This is a genomic window from Streptomyces sp. NPDC088554, from assembly GCF_044752945.1.
Taxonomy (GTDB): domain Bacteria; phylum Actinomycetota; class Actinomycetes; order Streptomycetales; family Streptomycetaceae; genus Streptomyces.
Map to the genome: position 1 here is coordinate 68857 of NZ_JBIVMF010000024.1, position 15069 is coordinate 83925.

A 15069-nucleotide genomic window follows, 5' to 3' on the forward strand; every position below is an offset into this window, starting at 1 on the left:
CTTTTGAGCTAGTTCACTCGCAGGGGATTGCACTGGGCTAGCTCACTCCCTAACCTCGGACTAGCTCACTACCGAAGGTGAATGCGGAGTGGCCATGAGTACCGAAGATCCCTGTCTGTAGCGATCCCATTCCTCCTAGTTCTCATATTTCGTCCGGGAGTTGAGCGACTTCGGGGTCGTGGACGGACCCAAACGGCCCCCGGCGTTCCTGATGTGACGGATCGGGCCGTCGGGCAGTTTTCCACCCCGCGCCCGGCACCATCCGCTCAGACCACGCTCGGCGCAAGAGCGCCGAGGGAGGAGACCACACGTGGACAACGTCCCCGGCACGGCCACTGCGACCGGCCAACAGGCCACCACAGAACAGCAGATGCGCGACGCCATGGCGTAACACCAGAGCAGGTCAGCGCCATGGCAGCTCCCCTGCGCGGTCTCCTTCTGGCCGATGCCCGACCACTTCTCGACACCGACGCCCTCGCTCCTGTACGCCCCTGGACAGAGGCACTGGAACGCAACGGACGGGCCCTCGCGGATGCCGCGGAAAGCGGAGAACTCGGCCTCGGCGTACGGGGCATCCTCGCGCGGCACGTCTTCTCCCACTGGAACCGAATGGGCTTCACCACCCGCCAGCAGTCCATCTGGTCACGCGCTGCCCGGGAAGCCGTTCTCGGGGGCTGACCGAAGGATGTAACTCCTGGTCAGTGAGCAGAGCGAACTTGACCTGTTCGCCCTGCTCGCCAAGTTCCGATCCGCCCCGGCCTGCGCGGGGAGCACAACTACGGCAACGATGTGGTTGTCGCGTACGGCGGTTCACCCCCGCCCGCGCGGGGAGCACGTGGTCGACCTCGCGAAGAAGAGGACCCAGTCCGGTTCACCCCCGCCCGCGCGGGGAGCACCGGTACGGACGATGGTGTCCACGGCTAACTTCCGGTTCACCCCCTGAAGGATCAAAACCCGGCATCCAGCCTCGCTCGCGCCGTCTCCTCGCCGACGTCCCGACCCCGCTCGACAGCAGGCAGCAGGCAGCAGGCAGCAGGCAGCAGGCAGCACGATGATGACCACTCCCACCAGCACGGTACCCACGTACTCAACGGACGCCTGACCGTCCTGCCCCAGTGCTCGGCCCCGGATCCGCCTCTGTCCCTGTCCCTGTCTTCGCGCTACGGCGCGGTTATCCACATGCGCGTTGGAGGGACGCAGTCACTCGCCGGGCCCCAGGGCACACAGGCACAAAGCACGGCCCAACAGTGGACCCAGTCAGCCTCATGGGCCGGCGCCCCGGCAGCCCCAGCCGCCCCTGTCACCCCACCACCAGCAGCACGATCAGGACCACCAGCCCCGCCGCCGCCGGTGCGATCACCTCGTACGCCCAGCGCACCACCGGCTCGCCCTGCGCCGAAGGGCGGGTGGACGAGCGTTCGGACAGGTCGCGGAGTTCGGCGACGGTACGGTCCGCCTGGGCCAGTTGGGAGACCTCGGCCCGGTCGCCGCCCCCCGTCCGGCGGTTCGCGCGCTTGCGTTGGCGCAGTGAGACCGGGACCGCCCAGAGCTGGAACTTCCCGCTGTCCTCCGTGAACGCCTCGACCGAGAACGTGGCCCGTACGTCCTTCACCGAGGCCCACGGCAGCACGATCGTCCGGAAGGGGTTCCGGATGCGGAGCTGGTCGGCGCCCGCGAACACCGCCGGGCGCAGCGTGAACGCCACCACCAGCGGTACGGCGAAGAGCAGCCCGGCCAGTGCCAGCCATGGCGTGCTCCCCTCGCCCCGGAAGAGCGCGTCGCCGCCGAGCCACAGGACGATCGCCAGCAGCAGCGCGCCGCCCATGATTCCGCTCGCCGACCGGTAGACGCGGTCGGCGTAGGTCGGCTCGGCGGGTGGCTGCTCGGCGGGGCTCGTCATACGTACGATTCTGCCGCACGTCCCCAGCCACGTCCCGCCTGCGTCCCCAGCCGCGCCCCCGGCGCCCGGAGGCGCACCCTCAGACCCCCCGCCCCACCCCGCCCCAGCCCTCACGCCCCCTCTCGCTCCCCCCACCCCTCGGGAACGGTCCCTCCGCGCAACCTCACACCCCCTGTACAGGCCGCTACGCGCGTAGATATGCTCATCTGGTGACCATGCCCACCATCACTCCCGCATTCGCTGACGTGACCGCGTCCGACAGCACACTGCGCCGCTTCCTCCACGGGTTGCCCGGCGTGGACGCCGTCGGCCTGGAGGCCCGCGCGGCATCGCTCGGCACGCGTTCGATCAAGACCACGGCCAAGGCGTACGCCATCGACCTGGCCATCTCCATGATCGACCTGACGACCCTCGAGGGGGCGGACACCCCGGGCAAGGTCCGGGCGCTCTCCGCCAAGGCCCTGCGCCCCGACCCGACCGACCGTACGACGCCCGCGACCGCCGCCGTCTGCGTCTATCCGGACATGGTCGGGACGGCTGCCGCCGCCCTCGCCGGGTCCGGCGTGAAGGTCGCCTCCGTGGCCACCGCGTTCCCCGCGGGCCGTGCCGCCCTGGGTGTGAAGCTCGCGGACACCCGTGACGCCGTCGCGGCGGGTGCAGACGAGATCGACATGGTCATCGACCGCGGCGCCTTCCTCGCGGGGCACTACCTGAAGGTGTACGAGGAGATCCGCGCCGTCCGCGAGGTCGCGGGCGCCGCCCGGCTCAAGGTCATCTTCGAGACCGGCGAGCTGTCCACGTACGACAACATCCGGCGCGCCTCCTGGCTGGGCATGGTCGCCGGGGCGGACTTCATCAAGACGTCGACCGGCAAGGTCGGGGTCAACGCCACTCCGGCGAACACCCTGCTGATGCTGGAGGCCGTACGCGACTTCCACGCGCAGACCGGGGTGCGCATCGGGGTGAAGCCGGCCGGCGGCATCCGCTCCACCAAGGACGCGCTGAAGTTCCTCGTGCTGGTCAACGAGACGGCGGGCGCGGACTGGCTGGACAACCACTGGTTCCGCTTCGGCGCTTCCAGCCTGCTGAACGACCTGCTGATGCAGCGTCAGAAGCTCAGCACCGGCCGGTACTCCGGCCCCGATTACGTCACGGTGGACTGAGGCAGACATGGCATCCGAGAACACACCCCAGGGCGCGTCCGAAAGCACCCGCCCGAACCCGTTCGTCTACGCGCCCGCCCCCGAGTCCCGCTCGGTCGTCGACATCGCCCCCTCGTACGGGCTGTTCATCGACGGCGAGTTCGCCGAGGCGGCCGACGGCAAGGTCTTCAAGACGGTCAGCCCGTCCACCGAAGAGGTCCTGTCCGAGGTCGCGCAGGGCGGCGACGCCGATGTGGACCGCGCGGTGAAGGCCGCCCGCCGGGCGTTCGTGAAGTGGTCGGCGCTGCCGGGCGCGGAGCGGGCCAAGTACCTGTTCCGTATCGCGCGGATCATCCAGGAGCGCTCGCGCGAGCTGGCCGTCCTGGAGACGCTCGACAACGGCAAGCCGATCAAGGAGACCCGCGACGCGGACCTCCCACTGGTCGCCGCGCACTTCTTCTACTACGCGGGCTGGGCCGACAAGCTCGACCACGCGGGGTTCGGCCGGAGGACGGCAGAAGGAGGAGGCGGTACGAACCCCCGCCCCCTGGGCGTCGCCGGTCAGATCATCCCGTGGAACTTCCCGCTGCTCATGCTCGCGTGGAAGATCGCCCCGGCGCTGGCCACCGGTAACACGGTCGTCCTCAAGCCCGCCGAGACCACCCCCCTCTCCGCGCTCTTCTTCGCGGACATCTGCCGTCAGGCGGGGCTGCCCCGGGGCGTCGTCAACATCGTCACGGGCGACGGCAGCACGGGCGCGGCCCTCGTCGGCCACCCGGACGTGAACAAGGTCGCCTTCACCGGCTCCACCGCCGTGGGCAAGGCCATCGCGCGCGCGATCGCCGGTACGGGCAAGAAGGCCACCCTGGAGCTGGGCGGCAAGGGCGCGAACATCGTCTTCGACGACGCCCCCGTCGACCAGGCCGTCGAGGGCATCGTCACCGGCATCTTCTTCAACCAGGGCCAGGTCTGCTGCGCGGGCTCCCGTCTCCTCGTACAGGAATCGGTCCACGACGAGGTGCTGGACGCACTCAAGCGGCGGCTGTCCACCCTGCGCGTCGGCGACCCGCTGGACAAGAACACGGACCTCGGCGCGATCAACTCCGCCGAGCAGCTGGCCCGTATCCGGACGCTGGCCGACGCGGGCGAGGCGGAGGGCGCGGAGCGCTGGTCGCCCACGTGCGAACTCCCGTCCGCCGGTTACTGGTTCGCGCCGACGGTCTTCACCAACGTCACCCAGGCCCACACCATCGCGCGCGACGAGATCTTCGGTCCGGTGCTGTCCGTGCTGACGTTCCGTACGCCGGACGAAGCGGTCGCCAAGGCCAACAACACGCAGTACGGCCTGTCGGCGGGCATCTGGACGGAGAAGGGCTCCCGCATCCTCGCGGTGGCGAACAAGCTCCGGGCGGGCGTCGTCTGGGCCAATACGTTCAACAAGTTCGACCCGACCTCGCCCTTCGGCGGCTACAAGGAATCGGGTTACGGCCGTGAGGGCGGCCGCCATGGCCTGGAGGCGTACCTCGATGTCTGAGAAGACCGACAAGACCGACAAGACCGAGCAGCGGCTGAGCGTCTTCAAGACCTACAAGCTGTACGTCGGGGGCAAGTTCCCCCGCAGCGAGAGCGGCCGGGTGTACGAGGTGACGGACTCCAAGGGATCCTGGCTGGCCAACGCCCCCCGGTCGTCCCGCAAGGACGCCCGTGACGCGGTCGTCGCGGCCCGCAAGGCGTTCGGCGGCTGGTCGGGCGCGACGGCGTACAACCGCGGCCAGATCCTCTACCGCGTCGCCGAGATGCTGGAGGGCCGCCGGGAGCAGTTCGTACGGGAGGTCGCCGAGGCCGAGGGCCTGTCGAAGGCCAGGGCGGCGGCGGTCGTGGACGCGGCGGTGGACCGCTGGGTCTGGTACGCGGGCTGGACCGACAAGATCGGCCAGATCGTGGGCGGGGCCAACCCGGTCGCGGGCCCGTTCCTCAACCTCTCCACCCCCGAACCGACCGGTGTCGTCACGGTCCTGGCCCCTCAGGACTCGTCCTTCCTGGGCCTGGTCTCGGTCATCGCCCCGGTGATCGCGACGGGCAACACCGCGATCGTCGTCGCGAGCGAGAAGTCCCCGCTGCCCGCGCTGTCCCTGGGCGAGGTGCTGGCCACGTCCGACCTCCCGGGCGGGGTGGTCAACATCCTCTCCGGCGGGACCGCCGAGATCGCGGCCCCCCTCGCCGCGCACCAGGACGTCAACGGCATCGACCTGACCGGCGCGGACGAGGCGCTCGCCAAGGAGCTGGAGATCGCCGCCGCCGACAACCTCAAGCGGGTACGCCGCCCGCACCCCGAGTCCTGGACCGCCGACCCGGGCACGCACCGCCTGACGGCCTTCCTGGAGACGAAGACGGTCTGGCACCCGACGGGCTCCCTGGGCGCGTCGGGCTCGGCGTACTAGACACGAAGCAGCGCAGAACGGCAAGGCCCTGCCTCACCCAAGGGAGGCAGGGCCTTGCCGCGTCCGGCTCACCCCGGCAGCAGCCGTACCGCGTCGCCCACCAGGGGCAGGTCCTTCAGGGCGCCGCCGCTGGTGAGGGGGTCGGTGACGATGGCGGTGGAGATCGGCTTGAAGTCGGCGACCTGGGTGCCCACCGAGTTGTCCAGGGGGTCGGTGCCCGTGCCGGCCAGGGGGTTCAGCTTGAGGGTCTTGACCGGGCGCAGGGCCCCCGCGGCCGAGTAGCCGAGGGCGGTGCCGACCGCCTGGCCCGCCACCGGGATATCGACGATCGGCGCGTCGGACGTACCGGAGGCCGGCAGCGGAACCGGGGCCGCCTGGGCCGCGCCGCCGCCCAGACCGAGCGCCGCGGCCCCCACGGTGAGGGTCAGACCGGCGCGCAGCAGAGTGCGGCGCGGGGGAGGGGGAGCTGCGTGACGTGCCATGGGGGTTTCCTGCCTGGGCCGGTGGGTCTCGTACGCGACCGGCGGGTCGCGTGCGTCATCAGAACGCCACGCAGCGTAGTTGAATCCCCGCGCCCGATACCACCAAACCCGCCAAACCGACCGCGGAGGACCACAGAACTCGCCCTTCTGTTCCCCGGGGGTTCACTTCACAGGCGTATGGCTCACACTGGTGTCCCGTGAGCTCTCCCATATTCGCGTCCCGAGTCGTACTGATCACGGGCCCCTCAGGCTCCGGCAAGTCGTCCCTCGCCGCCCGCACCGGGCTGCCCGTGCTGCGGCTCGACGACTTCTACAAAGAGGGCGACGACCCGACGCTGCCCCTGGTCCCCGGCAGTACGGACATCGACTGGGACTCCCCCCTGTCCTGGGACACGGACGCCGCCGTCGCGGCGGTCGTGGAGCTGTGCCGTACGGGCCGTACGACCGTCCCCGTCTACTCCATCTCCACCAGCGCGCGCGTGGACACGGAGGTTCTCGGCCTCGGGGACGCCCCGGTCTTCCTCGCGGAGGGCATCTTCGCCGCCGACATCGTCGCGCGCTGCCGGGAGCTGGGGGTGCTGGCCGACGCGCTCTGTCTGCGGGGGCGCCCCTCGACCACCTTCCGGCGGCGGCTCCTGCGCGATCTGCGCGAGGGGCGCAAGTCGGTGCCGTTCCTGCTGAGGCGCGGGTGGCGGCTGATGCGGGCGGAGCGCGCGATCGTCGCGCGGCAGACCGCGCTCGGCGCGCACCCGTGCGACAAGGCGGAGGCGCTGGACCGTATCACCGCGGCGGCTGCCCGTACGACGGAGGACGTCACCCCCACCACGAGCGGCGCGTAGAAAGCACGCGGACACGGCGGCGCATGAAAGGCATATGAAGAAGCGGGACCTCACAAGACCCCCCAGGCCTGTGCGTGGTCCCGCTTCTTCCGGTGATCCCCCGTGATCCCCGTTCTCCGTGCTCCCGCCGCCTCCCCCGAGACGACGGGCCTTGCCTTCCCCGTACTCCCGCCGCCTCCCCCAAGACAGCGGGCCTTGCCTTCCCCGTACTCCCGCCGCCTCCCCCAAGACAGCGGGCCTTGCTTTCCCCCTGCCCTCAGGCGACCAGTTCGCCGAAGGACTCTTCCTCGTCACGGCCGAAGCTGAGGACCTCGTCCTCGCGCAGCCGGCGGAGCGACCGCCAGATGCTCGACTTCACCGTGCCGACACTGATGTCGAGGATGTCCGCGATCTCGGGATCGGTGCGGCCCTCGTAGTAGCGCAGGACGAGCATCGTGCGCTGGAGTTCGGGGAGGCGCGCGAGCGCCTGCCAGAGCACCGCGCGCAGCTCCGTGCCGCGCATCGCGTCGGTGTCGCCCGCCGTCTCCGGCAACTCCTCCGTCGGGTACTCGTTGAGCTTGCGCCTGCGCCAGGCGCTGATGTGCAGATTGGTCATGGTGCGGCGGAGATAGCCCCCGACCGCGGCCTTGTCGCTGATCCTGTCCCAGGCCCGGTACGTCGAGAAGAGGGCGCTCTGGAGCAGGTCCTCGGCCTCGAACCGGTCGCCGGTCAGGTGGTACGCAGTCGCGTACAGGGAGGCTCGGCGCTCCTGGACGTAAGCGGTGAACGCCGCTTCGGCGTCCCCCCGCTCCCCCGTTGCCCCCGTGGCCGTCCGGAGCGTCCGCTCCCCCGTGCCCTCCCCGTACGCGACTCCCCCGATGCCCGTGCTGGGCGCCTGGAGTATCTGGGTGGCGTCAGCCATCGCCCGGTACGACGGCGTGTGCTGACGCCCGGCACCGCGAACGCACCCCCGCCCGTTCACGGCGCCGGACTTCTCGCTGCTCCGTACATCGTGAAGACGCGTGATCACTGCGCTTGAGGTGGTGCCGTGCAGTGCGTTCATCCCGCGCCCCCCGTCGGTTGGAGTCTGCTTCGTTCCGTGTGCCAACGAGCTTGCCGACGCAGTTTCATGGCCCTGTCCTTCGACTGTCACAGGCCTGTCACAGGGGCCTCCACCACTTGCGGAAGAACCAGCGGAGGAACCACTGGCGGAACCGCGGGAAGAAACGCGGGAAGAAGCACGGGAGAAGTACGGAATGGGTGGGAGCGCTCCAACTGTCGAAGTCCGGTCCACCCATGAGACAGAATGACCGACGTGCCTTTCCTGTTGCTGATCGAGGACGACGACGCCATCCGCACGGCCCTCGAACTCTCGCTGTCACGCCAGGGCCACCGTGTGGCCACCGCGGCGACGGGAGAGGACGGCCTCAAACTGCTGCGGGAGCAGCGGCCGGATCTGATCGTGCTGGATGTGATGCTGCCCGGCATCGACGGTTTCGAGGTCTGCCGTCGGATCAGGCGCACCGACCAGTTGCCGATCATCCTGCTGACCGCGCGCAGCGATGACATCGATGTGGTGGTCGGGCTGGAGTCCGGGGCCGACGACTATGTGGTGAAGCCCGTACAGGGCCGGGTGCTGGACGCCCGGATCCGCGCGGTGCTGCGGCGGGGCGAGCGGGAGTCCACGGATTCCGCGACGTTCGGCACTCTGGTGATCGACCGTTCCGCGATGACGGTCACCAAGGACGGCGAGGACATGCAGCTCACCCCGACCGAGCTGCGGCTGCTGCTGGAGCTGAGCCGTCGCCCCGGACAGGCGCTGTCGCGCCAGCAGTTGCTGCGGCTGGTGTGGGAGCACGACTACCTCGGCGACTCGCGGCTGGTGGACGCGTGTGTACAGCGTCTGCGCGCGAAGGTGGAGGACGTGCCGTCCTCCCCGACCCTGATCCGTACGGTACGCGGCGTGGGCTACCGGCTGGACGCGCCTTCGTGAGCCAGGTGACCTCGGACAACGGTACGGACGACACCGGCGCGGACCCGGCAGCGCCCCCCGCCCCGGCGCCCGACCCGCGTGGCAGGTCCACGAAGCGGGCGATCCTCACCGGCCTGCGCTGGACCAGCCTGCGGCTGCGGCTCGTCGTCGTCTTCGGCGCCGTCGCGCTGACCGCCGCCGTCTCCGCCTCGGGCATCGCGTACTGGCTCAACCGCGAGGCCGTGCTGACCCGTACGCAGGACTCGGCCCTGAAGGACTTCAAGCAGGAGATGCAGAACCGCGCCGCCGAGCTGCCCCTCCGGCCCAGTCAGGCCGAACTCCAGAGCACCGCCGACCAGATGGCGGGCGACAACTCCGGTTACAGCGTGCTGCTGATCGGCGAGCGCGCGCAGGGCAAGCCCATCGTCGGCGCCTCCGACCCGGACGCCTTCACCCTCGACGACGTACCGAAGTCGCTCCAGGACGCGGTGAACGACAAGCAGGACGTCACCAACGGCAACAAGCATCCGTACCACGTCTTCTGGCAGCGCACCGAGCGCGGTGACACCCCCTATCTGGTGGGCGGTACGCGGATCATCGGCGGCGGTCCGACCGGGTATCTGTTCAAGTCCCTGGAGGCGGAGCGCGCGGATCTCAACTCGCTCGCCTGGTCGCTGGGGATCGCCACCGCCCTCGCGCTCGTCGGCTCGGCGCTGCTGGCGCAGGCCGCCGCCACGACCGTGCTCAAGCCCGTGCAGCGTCTCGGAGAGGCGGCGCGGCGGCTGGGCGAGGGCAAGCTGGACACCCGGCTGCGGGTGTCGGGGACGGACGAACTGGCCGATCTGTCCCGTACGTTCAACAAGGCGGCCGAGTCGCTCCAGAAGAAGGTCGCCGACATGAGCGCGCGGGAGGAGTCCAGCCGCCGCTTCGTCGCCGACATGTCGCACGAGCTGCGCACCCCGCTGACCGCGCTCACCGCCGTCACGGAGGTCCTGGAGGACGAGGCGGACAGCCTCGACCCGATGATCGCGCCCGCGGTGACGCTGGTGGTGAGCGAGACCCGGCGGCTCAACGTCCTGGTGGAGAACCTGATGGAGGTCACCCGCTTCGACGCGGGTACGGCCCGGCTCGTCCTGGACGATGTCGATGTGGCCGACCAGCTCACGGCGTGCATCGACGCGCGCGCCTGGCTGGACGCGGTGGATCTGGACGCCGAGCGCGGCATCATGGCGCGGCTCGATCCGCGCCGACTCGATGTGATCATGGCGAATCTGATCGGCAACGCGCTCAAGCACGGCGGTTCACCGGTCCGGGTGGCGGTGCGGGTGGAGGGCGACTCGCTGGTGATCGCGGTACGGGACCACGGGCCCGGTATCCCCGAGGACGTCCTGCCCCATGTCTTCGACCGCTTCTACAAGGCGAGCGCCTCCCGGCCGCGTTCCGAGGGCAGCGGGCTGGGGCTGTCGATCGCGCAGGAGAACGCGCACATCCACGGCGGCGACATCACCGCGGCCAATGTGCCGTCCGGCGGCGCGATGTTCGTCCTGCGGCTGCCCCGCGGCGACGAGCCCCACGACGCGGACCACCAGGACTGCGAGGAAGAGCGGACGGAGCGGGACGCGCGGGCCAAGGGCCAGGGCGGCGACCGCACGGCGACGGGCGGCACGCCATGACATCGAGCAGCGGTACGGACCGACCGGCCCGGGACGTCCGGCGCGGGCGGCTGCCGCGTCTCGTCGGCGCGGCCGTGCTCACCGCGCTCGCCACACTCTCGGCGGGGTGCGGGATCAGGACCACCTCCATACCGGTGGACGCGGGTTCGGCGCCCTCGCGGCTGCCGTGCGAGACCTCCGGAAACGGTGTGATCACACAGTCGCAGCCAGGGGTACCCGTACGGGTCTATCTGCTCTGCGCCTCCGGGCTCTCGTCGGTGGAACGTACCGCCCGGATCCCCACCGGCGACGGTACGGGCAGCGCCGACGGCACCGTCGGCACGTCCGACAGCCGGCTCCGGACAGCCCAGGGGCTCCTGGACGAACTGCTGGCCCAGCCGTCGGCCATCGAGCGGGAGGCGGGCTTCTCCACCTCCGTACGAGGGCCGCTGATCGTCTCCGCGGCGCACCGCGGCGACCCGGCCGGCACGCTGCGGCTCAGCCGCCAGCCGGAGGACCTGCCGATGGCCGCGCTCGCCCAGATCGTCTGTACGTTGACCGAGAGCGAGGCCACGGACGGCCAGGTGGTCCTGGGCGGCCCCGGCGCCTATCCGCCGCGCGAGTACGCGTGCGACCAGGAGACGAAGAGCCACCCGGACAAGGTGATCCCGACCGTGGCGCCGGCCACGCCGTCCACCGCGTCCCCGGCGCCCACGTCCGCTCCGTAGCGGACGCGTCACGTTCCGCCGTACGGGTGATACCAGTCTCATGGAGCCGTTCGTCGGTTTCGGGCGGAACCGATCCCGTCGGGGGTCGCGTCTTGGGGGGCGTGCGTCAAGGTCCGGACGGCAGTGCCGTCATCCGCTTCCGCAGGGTGGGGTTCGCCCTCCTCCTCGCGCATCTGCTGCTGGTGGCGTGGCTGACGCTCCGCCCGCTCGATGCCTTGTGGGTGAACGCGGCCAATCTGACGCCGTTCGCGGGGATCAAGGCGGATCTGGCGCTGGGGCCCCTGGAGGCCACCCGCCGCATCGGTGAGGGACTGCTCCTGCTCGCCCCGCTCGGGGTGCTGCTGCCGCTGGTGGACGGCAGGCTCGCCGTCTCCTTCTGGGCCTCCCTGGCCCGTACGGTCACGGCGGGCGCCCTGATCTCGCTCGGTATCGAGCTGCTCCAGACCGCGGTGCCCGGCCGGGTGGTGGACGTGGACTCGCTGCTGCTGAACACCGCCGGGGTGGCGCTGGCGCATCTGGCGGTGGTCCCGGCGGGCCGGGCGCGGCTGCGCAGGAGCGGCCGCGGCCGTACGGTACGCCGGGCGCGGCAGCGCGCCGGGGACGGCCGGAACCGCGAACGCGCCCACGGACGCGCCCCCGAACGGGACCACGGGCAGGGCCGCGCCGGGGACCGTGCCAAGGAGCTCTCCCATGAGCGCGCCCAGGAGCACGCCAGGAAGGCGGCGCGTCAGGGTTCCCGGGAGGAAACCCCTCAGGGGGCTACCCCGACGATTCCCAGGGTCGGTATCGCCCCGTAGGGCGATGTTTGTCCCCCTCGGCCGGCTCCATCATGGAGGCACAGGGAAGGGCCCATGAAGAGAGGCTCCCCCGACGCTCTGACGAAGGAGCCCCACCATGGCCGCAGCACTGGTCCGCCCCCGCAACGGACGGATACTCGGCGGGGTGTGCGCGGCGCTGGCACGGCGCTTCGGCACCTCCGCGACCACCATGCGGGTGATCTTCCTGGTCTCCTGTCTGCTGCCCGGCCCGCAGGTCCTGCTCTACCTGGCGCTGTGGATGCTGCTGCCGGGCGAGAAGGCCGGCTCCGGCGCCTCGCCCGCCTGGTAGCCCACTGGACGTACGTGCGCGCGTACCGCCGTAGATGCCCGGTACGCACGTACGTACATGCGGACAGTGGGGCGCACCACCCGATGCGGGTGGTGCGCCCCACTGTCCGTGTCCCGGGGCCACCGACTAGAGCGGCAGTCCGTTGAGTCCGTTGCCGCCCTTGCCGAGGCCCTTGCCCAGGCCGTTGATCGGCAGTCCGCCGAGGAGCCCGCCGATGGGGTCCTTGGCCGCGTCCACCTTCGGCGCGGCGGCGGCCTTGGCCTTGGCGGCCTTCGGGGCGGTCTGCTCGACGGTCCTGACCGCCGCACGGCCCACGGCCACGACCTCGGTGGCGGGCGCGGGGAGCTTCTCGGCGACCGACTCCAGCGGCAGCGTCTTCACGACGGTGCCGACGGTGTCCAGCGCGGCGCCGGTGTCCGGGATCGCGGGGGCGGCGGAGGCGCTGCCCGCCGCGGCGGCGGCGAAGGCGGCACCGAGGGCGGCGGCACCGATGGTCTTGATGGCGGACTGCTTCATCTGGGATTTCGTCCTTGAGAAGGAGGGAAGGGGATAATGCGAGCGGCTCCGCAAGTTAGCCAGACGCGCGCGTGCCCCGCAAATACCCGAGAGCGGCCGGAATTCCGTGTCCCCGGCCGCTCACCGATCCCCGCGATCTAACCGATCAGACCGAAGAACCGCTGGTCGCAGCGGTCTGCTTGAACAGCCATTCGGATTTCAGCGCGGCATATCCAGGCTTGATCACGTCATTGATCATGGCCAGTCGTTCATCGAAAGGAATGAAAGCTGATTTCATCGCATTGACAGAGAACCACTGCATGTCGTCGAGCGTGTAGTCGAATGCGTCGACCAGCAGCTCGAATTCACGGCTCATGCTCGTGCCGCTCATCAGCCTGTTGTCCGTGTTCACCGTGGCGCGGAAGTGAAGCTTGCGGAGCAGCCCGATGGGGTGTTCGGCGTACGAGGTCGCCGCGCCGGTCTGGAGGTTGGAGCTGGGGCACATCTCCAGCGGGATGCGCTTGTCCCGTACGTACGCGGCGAGCCGGCCCAGCTTCACCGAGCCGTCCTCGGCGACCTCGATGTCGTCGATGATGCGCACGCCGTGGCCGAGCCGGTCGGCGCCGCACCACTGGAGCGCCTGCCAGATCGAGGGCAGGCCGAATGCCTCGCCGGCGTGGATGGTGAAGTGGTTGTTCTCGCGCTTCAGATACTCGAACGCGTCGAGGTGCCGGGTGGGCGGGAAGCCCGCCTCGGCGCCCGCGATGTCGAAGCCGACGACACCCGTGTCGCGGTGACGGTTGGCGAGTTCGGCGATCTCCAGGGCGCGGGCCGCGTGCCGCATGGCGGTGAGCAGGGCACCGACCCTGATGCGGTGGCCGTTCTCGCGGGCGAGGCGCTCGCCCTCGCGGAAACCCTCGTTGACGGCCGCGACGACCTCTTCGAGGGTCAGCCCCGCCTCCAGGTGCTGCTCGGGGGCGTACCGCACCTCCGCGTAGACAACGCCGTCCTCGGCGAGGTCCACGGCGCACTCCGCCGCGACCCGGAAGAGCGCGTCACGGGTCTGCATGACAGCGCAGGTGTGGGCGAAGGTCTCCAGATAGCGTTCCAGCGAACCGGAGTCGGCGGCCTCGCGGAACCAGAGGCCGAGTTTGTCGGATTCCTGCTCCGGCAGGGCTTCGTAACCGATCTCGCGGGCGAGATCGATGATCGTGCCGGGGCGCAGCCCGCCGTCCAGGTGGTCGTGAAGGAGAACCTTGGGGGCGCGGCGGATCTGGTCGGCGGTGGGCGGACGGTAGGTCTGGCTCGTCATCCCGGCACTCTAACGCCTCTGCGGCTACGCGCGTAGAGCCATCCCGGGACGCGGACAGCCGCGTACCGCCGGTTAGCGGGCGGCTCCGGCGGGACGACACGCGGAGCGCGACCGGACGATACGTAACAGTGACCGCGCGGACGGGTGGCGTACACCTCTCCTTCTGAGACTGTTCGACCATGGGACAGCACGCGGTTCCCGAGCCGGGGGGACATACGACCGGCCGGGACGGAGAGGCACGCGCTCCACGCGCGGAGCCGGACGGACCACGGGCGGTACTGGGCCGGGCGGTCGTCGCGCCCGCCGAGGGAGCGTCGGTCGGGGGCGTGGTGCTGGTGCTCCCCGAGGGCGCGCCGGTCTCCACCCGGGGGCCTTCGGTGCTCGCCCGCGCGCGGATGGCCCCGCTGGCACGCTCGCTGGCCAGGGCCGGAGCACCGGAGGGGCTGGTGGTACATGTGGTGCGCTACACCCGGCGCGGCTGGAACGGCGCGGAGGCGGCCCTCGCGGCGGACGCCGACCGGGCGGTCCAGGAGGTCGTACGGCGGTACGGGGACGTCCCGGTCTGCCTCGCCGGACACGGCATGGGCGGCCGGGCGGCGCTGCGCGCGGCGGGCCATCCGGCCGTCAACTCCGTACTGGCGATGGCCCCCTGGCTCCCGGAGGCGGACGAGGAGCTGGAGCCGGAGCCCGTACGGCAGTTGGTGGACCGGCAGGTACTGATCATGCACGGCACCAATGACAAGCGCACCGACCCCGAACTCTCCTACCGGCTGGCCGAGCGCGCCAAGAAGACCCATCGCGACATCTGCCGCTTCGAGGTCCACTCCGACGGCCACGCACTGCGCCAGCACCACGCCGAAGTCCTCGCGCTGGCCTCGGACTTCGTCCTGGGCGCGCTGCTGTCCCGTACGTACTCCCGGCCGGTCACGGACGCGCTGGCGGCGCCGCCGCCGCTCGGGCTGCGGATGCCGCTGGCGGCGGGGTTCGGCCGGTCGCTGCGGCCATAAGACCGGCCCGTCC

Annotated in this window: 16 protein-coding genes; 11 read left to right on the forward strand and 5 right to left on the reverse strand. The window is 70.8% G+C overall.

All coding sequences use genetic code 11. The annotated features are described in order from the left end of the window. The first annotated feature begins 411 nt into the window (after positions 1 to 411). Complete coding sequence (locus tag ACIP8W_RS25325; protein ID WP_402204719.1) at positions 412 to 678, forward strand: hypothetical protein; 267 nt, start codon at positions 412 to 414, stop codon at positions 676 to 678. A 622-nt stretch (positions 679 to 1300) separates the two neighbouring features. On the opposite strand, the gene ACIP8W_RS25330 is transcribed toward ACIP8W_RS25325, so the two are convergent. Beyond that, positions 1301 to 1900: a PH domain-containing protein gene (locus ACIP8W_RS25330; protein WP_401956122.1), complete on the reverse strand. Its 600-nt coding sequence runs from the start codon at positions 1898 to 1900 to the stop codon at positions 1301 to 1303. 215 nt (positions 1901 to 2115) lie between these two features. Between ACIP8W_RS25330 and deoC the strand changes: the two genes are divergently transcribed. Genes deoC through ACIP8W_RS25345 form a run of 3 tightly spaced genes read left to right on the forward strand, consistent with a single transcriptional unit; the run spans position 2116 to position 5483 of the window. Further along, positions 2116 to 3063, forward strand: coding sequence for a deoxyribose-phosphate aldolase (deoC, locus tag ACIP8W_RS25335; protein WP_401956215.1), 948 nt, complete (start codon positions 2116 to 2118; stop codon positions 3061 to 3063). Between the two features lie 7 nt (positions 3064 to 3070). Next, a complete protein-coding gene (locus ACIP8W_RS25340) occupies positions 3071 to 4576 on the forward strand; it encodes an aldehyde dehydrogenase family protein (RefSeq protein ID WP_401956121.1) in 1506 nt (501 codons plus the stop codon). Beyond that, positions 4569 to 5483: an aldehyde dehydrogenase family protein gene (locus tag ACIP8W_RS25345; RefSeq protein WP_401956120.1), complete on the forward strand. Its 915-nt coding sequence runs from the start codon at positions 4569 to 4571 to the stop codon at positions 5481 to 5483. The genes ACIP8W_RS25340 and ACIP8W_RS25345 overlap by 8 nt, the downstream gene beginning before the upstream one ends. A 68-nt stretch (positions 5484 to 5551) precedes the next feature. Here ACIP8W_RS25345 and ACIP8W_RS25350 read toward each other — a convergent pair whose 3' ends face one another. Further along, complete coding sequence (locus ACIP8W_RS25350) at positions 5552 to 5965, reverse strand: hypothetical protein (protein ID WP_401956119.1); 414 nt, start codon at positions 5963 to 5965, stop codon at positions 5552 to 5554. Between the two features lie 197 nt (positions 5966 to 6162). On the opposite strand from ACIP8W_RS25350, the gene ACIP8W_RS25355 reads away from it, so the two are divergent. Beyond that, positions 6163 to 6804 (forward strand): uridine kinase, encoded by a 642-nt coding sequence (locus ACIP8W_RS25355; protein ID WP_401956118.1) that lies wholly within the window; start codon positions 6163 to 6165, stop codon positions 6802 to 6804. A 256-nt stretch (positions 6805 to 7060) separates the two neighbouring features. Here ACIP8W_RS25355 and ACIP8W_RS25360 read toward each other — a convergent pair whose 3' ends face one another. Next, positions 7061 to 7846 carry a SigE family RNA polymerase sigma factor gene (locus ACIP8W_RS25360; RefSeq protein ID WP_401956117.1) on the reverse strand — a complete coding sequence of 262 codons (786 nt, stop codon included), beginning with the start codon at positions 7844 to 7846 and terminating at the stop codon, positions 7061 to 7063. 252 nt (positions 7847 to 8098) lie between these two features. On the opposite strand from ACIP8W_RS25360, the gene afsQ1 reads away from it, so the two are divergent. The 5 genes from afsQ1 to ACIP8W_RS25385 all read left to right on the forward strand — a co-directional run bounded on the left by afsQ1 (position 8099) and on the right by ACIP8W_RS25385 (position 12242). Next, the gene (gene afsQ1 / locus ACIP8W_RS25365) at positions 8099 to 8776 is read left to right on the forward strand and encodes a two-component system response regulator AfsQ1 (RefSeq protein ID WP_401956214.1); all 678 of its coding nucleotides are present in this window, start codon (positions 8099 to 8101) and stop codon (positions 8774 to 8776) included. Further along, positions 8674 to 10428, forward strand: coding sequence for an ATP-binding protein (locus tag ACIP8W_RS25370; RefSeq protein ID WP_402204722.1), 1755 nt, complete (start codon positions 8674 to 8676; stop codon positions 10426 to 10428). The genes afsQ1 and ACIP8W_RS25370 overlap by 103 nt, the downstream gene beginning before the upstream one ends. After that, positions 10425 to 11135, forward strand: coding sequence for a hypothetical protein (locus ACIP8W_RS25375; RefSeq protein WP_402204724.1), 711 nt, complete (start codon positions 10425 to 10427; stop codon positions 11133 to 11135). The genes ACIP8W_RS25370 and ACIP8W_RS25375 overlap by 4 nt, the downstream gene beginning before the upstream one ends. A 101-nt stretch (positions 11136 to 11236) precedes the next feature. Continuing rightward, a complete protein-coding gene (locus ACIP8W_RS25380; protein ID WP_402204726.1) occupies positions 11237 to 11932 on the forward strand; it encodes a VanZ family protein in 696 nt (231 codons plus the stop codon). A 97-nt stretch (positions 11933 to 12029) separates the two neighbouring features. Continuing rightward, positions 12030 to 12242, forward strand: coding sequence for a PspC domain-containing protein (locus ACIP8W_RS25385; RefSeq protein ID WP_401956114.1), 213 nt, complete (start codon positions 12030 to 12032; stop codon positions 12240 to 12242). A 126-nt stretch (positions 12243 to 12368) separates the two neighbouring features. Here the strand turns inward: ACIP8W_RS25385 and ACIP8W_RS25390 are convergent, their stop codons facing one another. After that, positions 12369 to 12758, reverse strand: coding sequence for an ATP-binding protein (locus ACIP8W_RS25390; RefSeq protein ID WP_401958277.1), 390 nt, complete (start codon positions 12756 to 12758; stop codon positions 12369 to 12371). Positions 12759 to 12903: 145 nt separating this feature from the next. Further along, on the reverse strand, positions 12904 to 14049 hold the full coding sequence (locus tag ACIP8W_RS25395) for an adenosine deaminase (RefSeq protein ID WP_401958275.1): 1146 nt from the start codon (positions 14047 to 14049) through the stop codon (positions 12904 to 12906). 179 nt (positions 14050 to 14228) lie between these two features. Here ACIP8W_RS25395 and ACIP8W_RS25400 point away from each other — a divergent pair, with 179 nt between their 5' ends. Beyond that, positions 14229 to 15056, forward strand: a complete 828-nt coding sequence (locus ACIP8W_RS25400) for an alpha/beta hydrolase (protein ID WP_401958274.1) — start codon at positions 14229 to 14231, stop codon at positions 15054 to 15056. Positions 15057 to 15069: the final 13 nt, after the last annotated feature.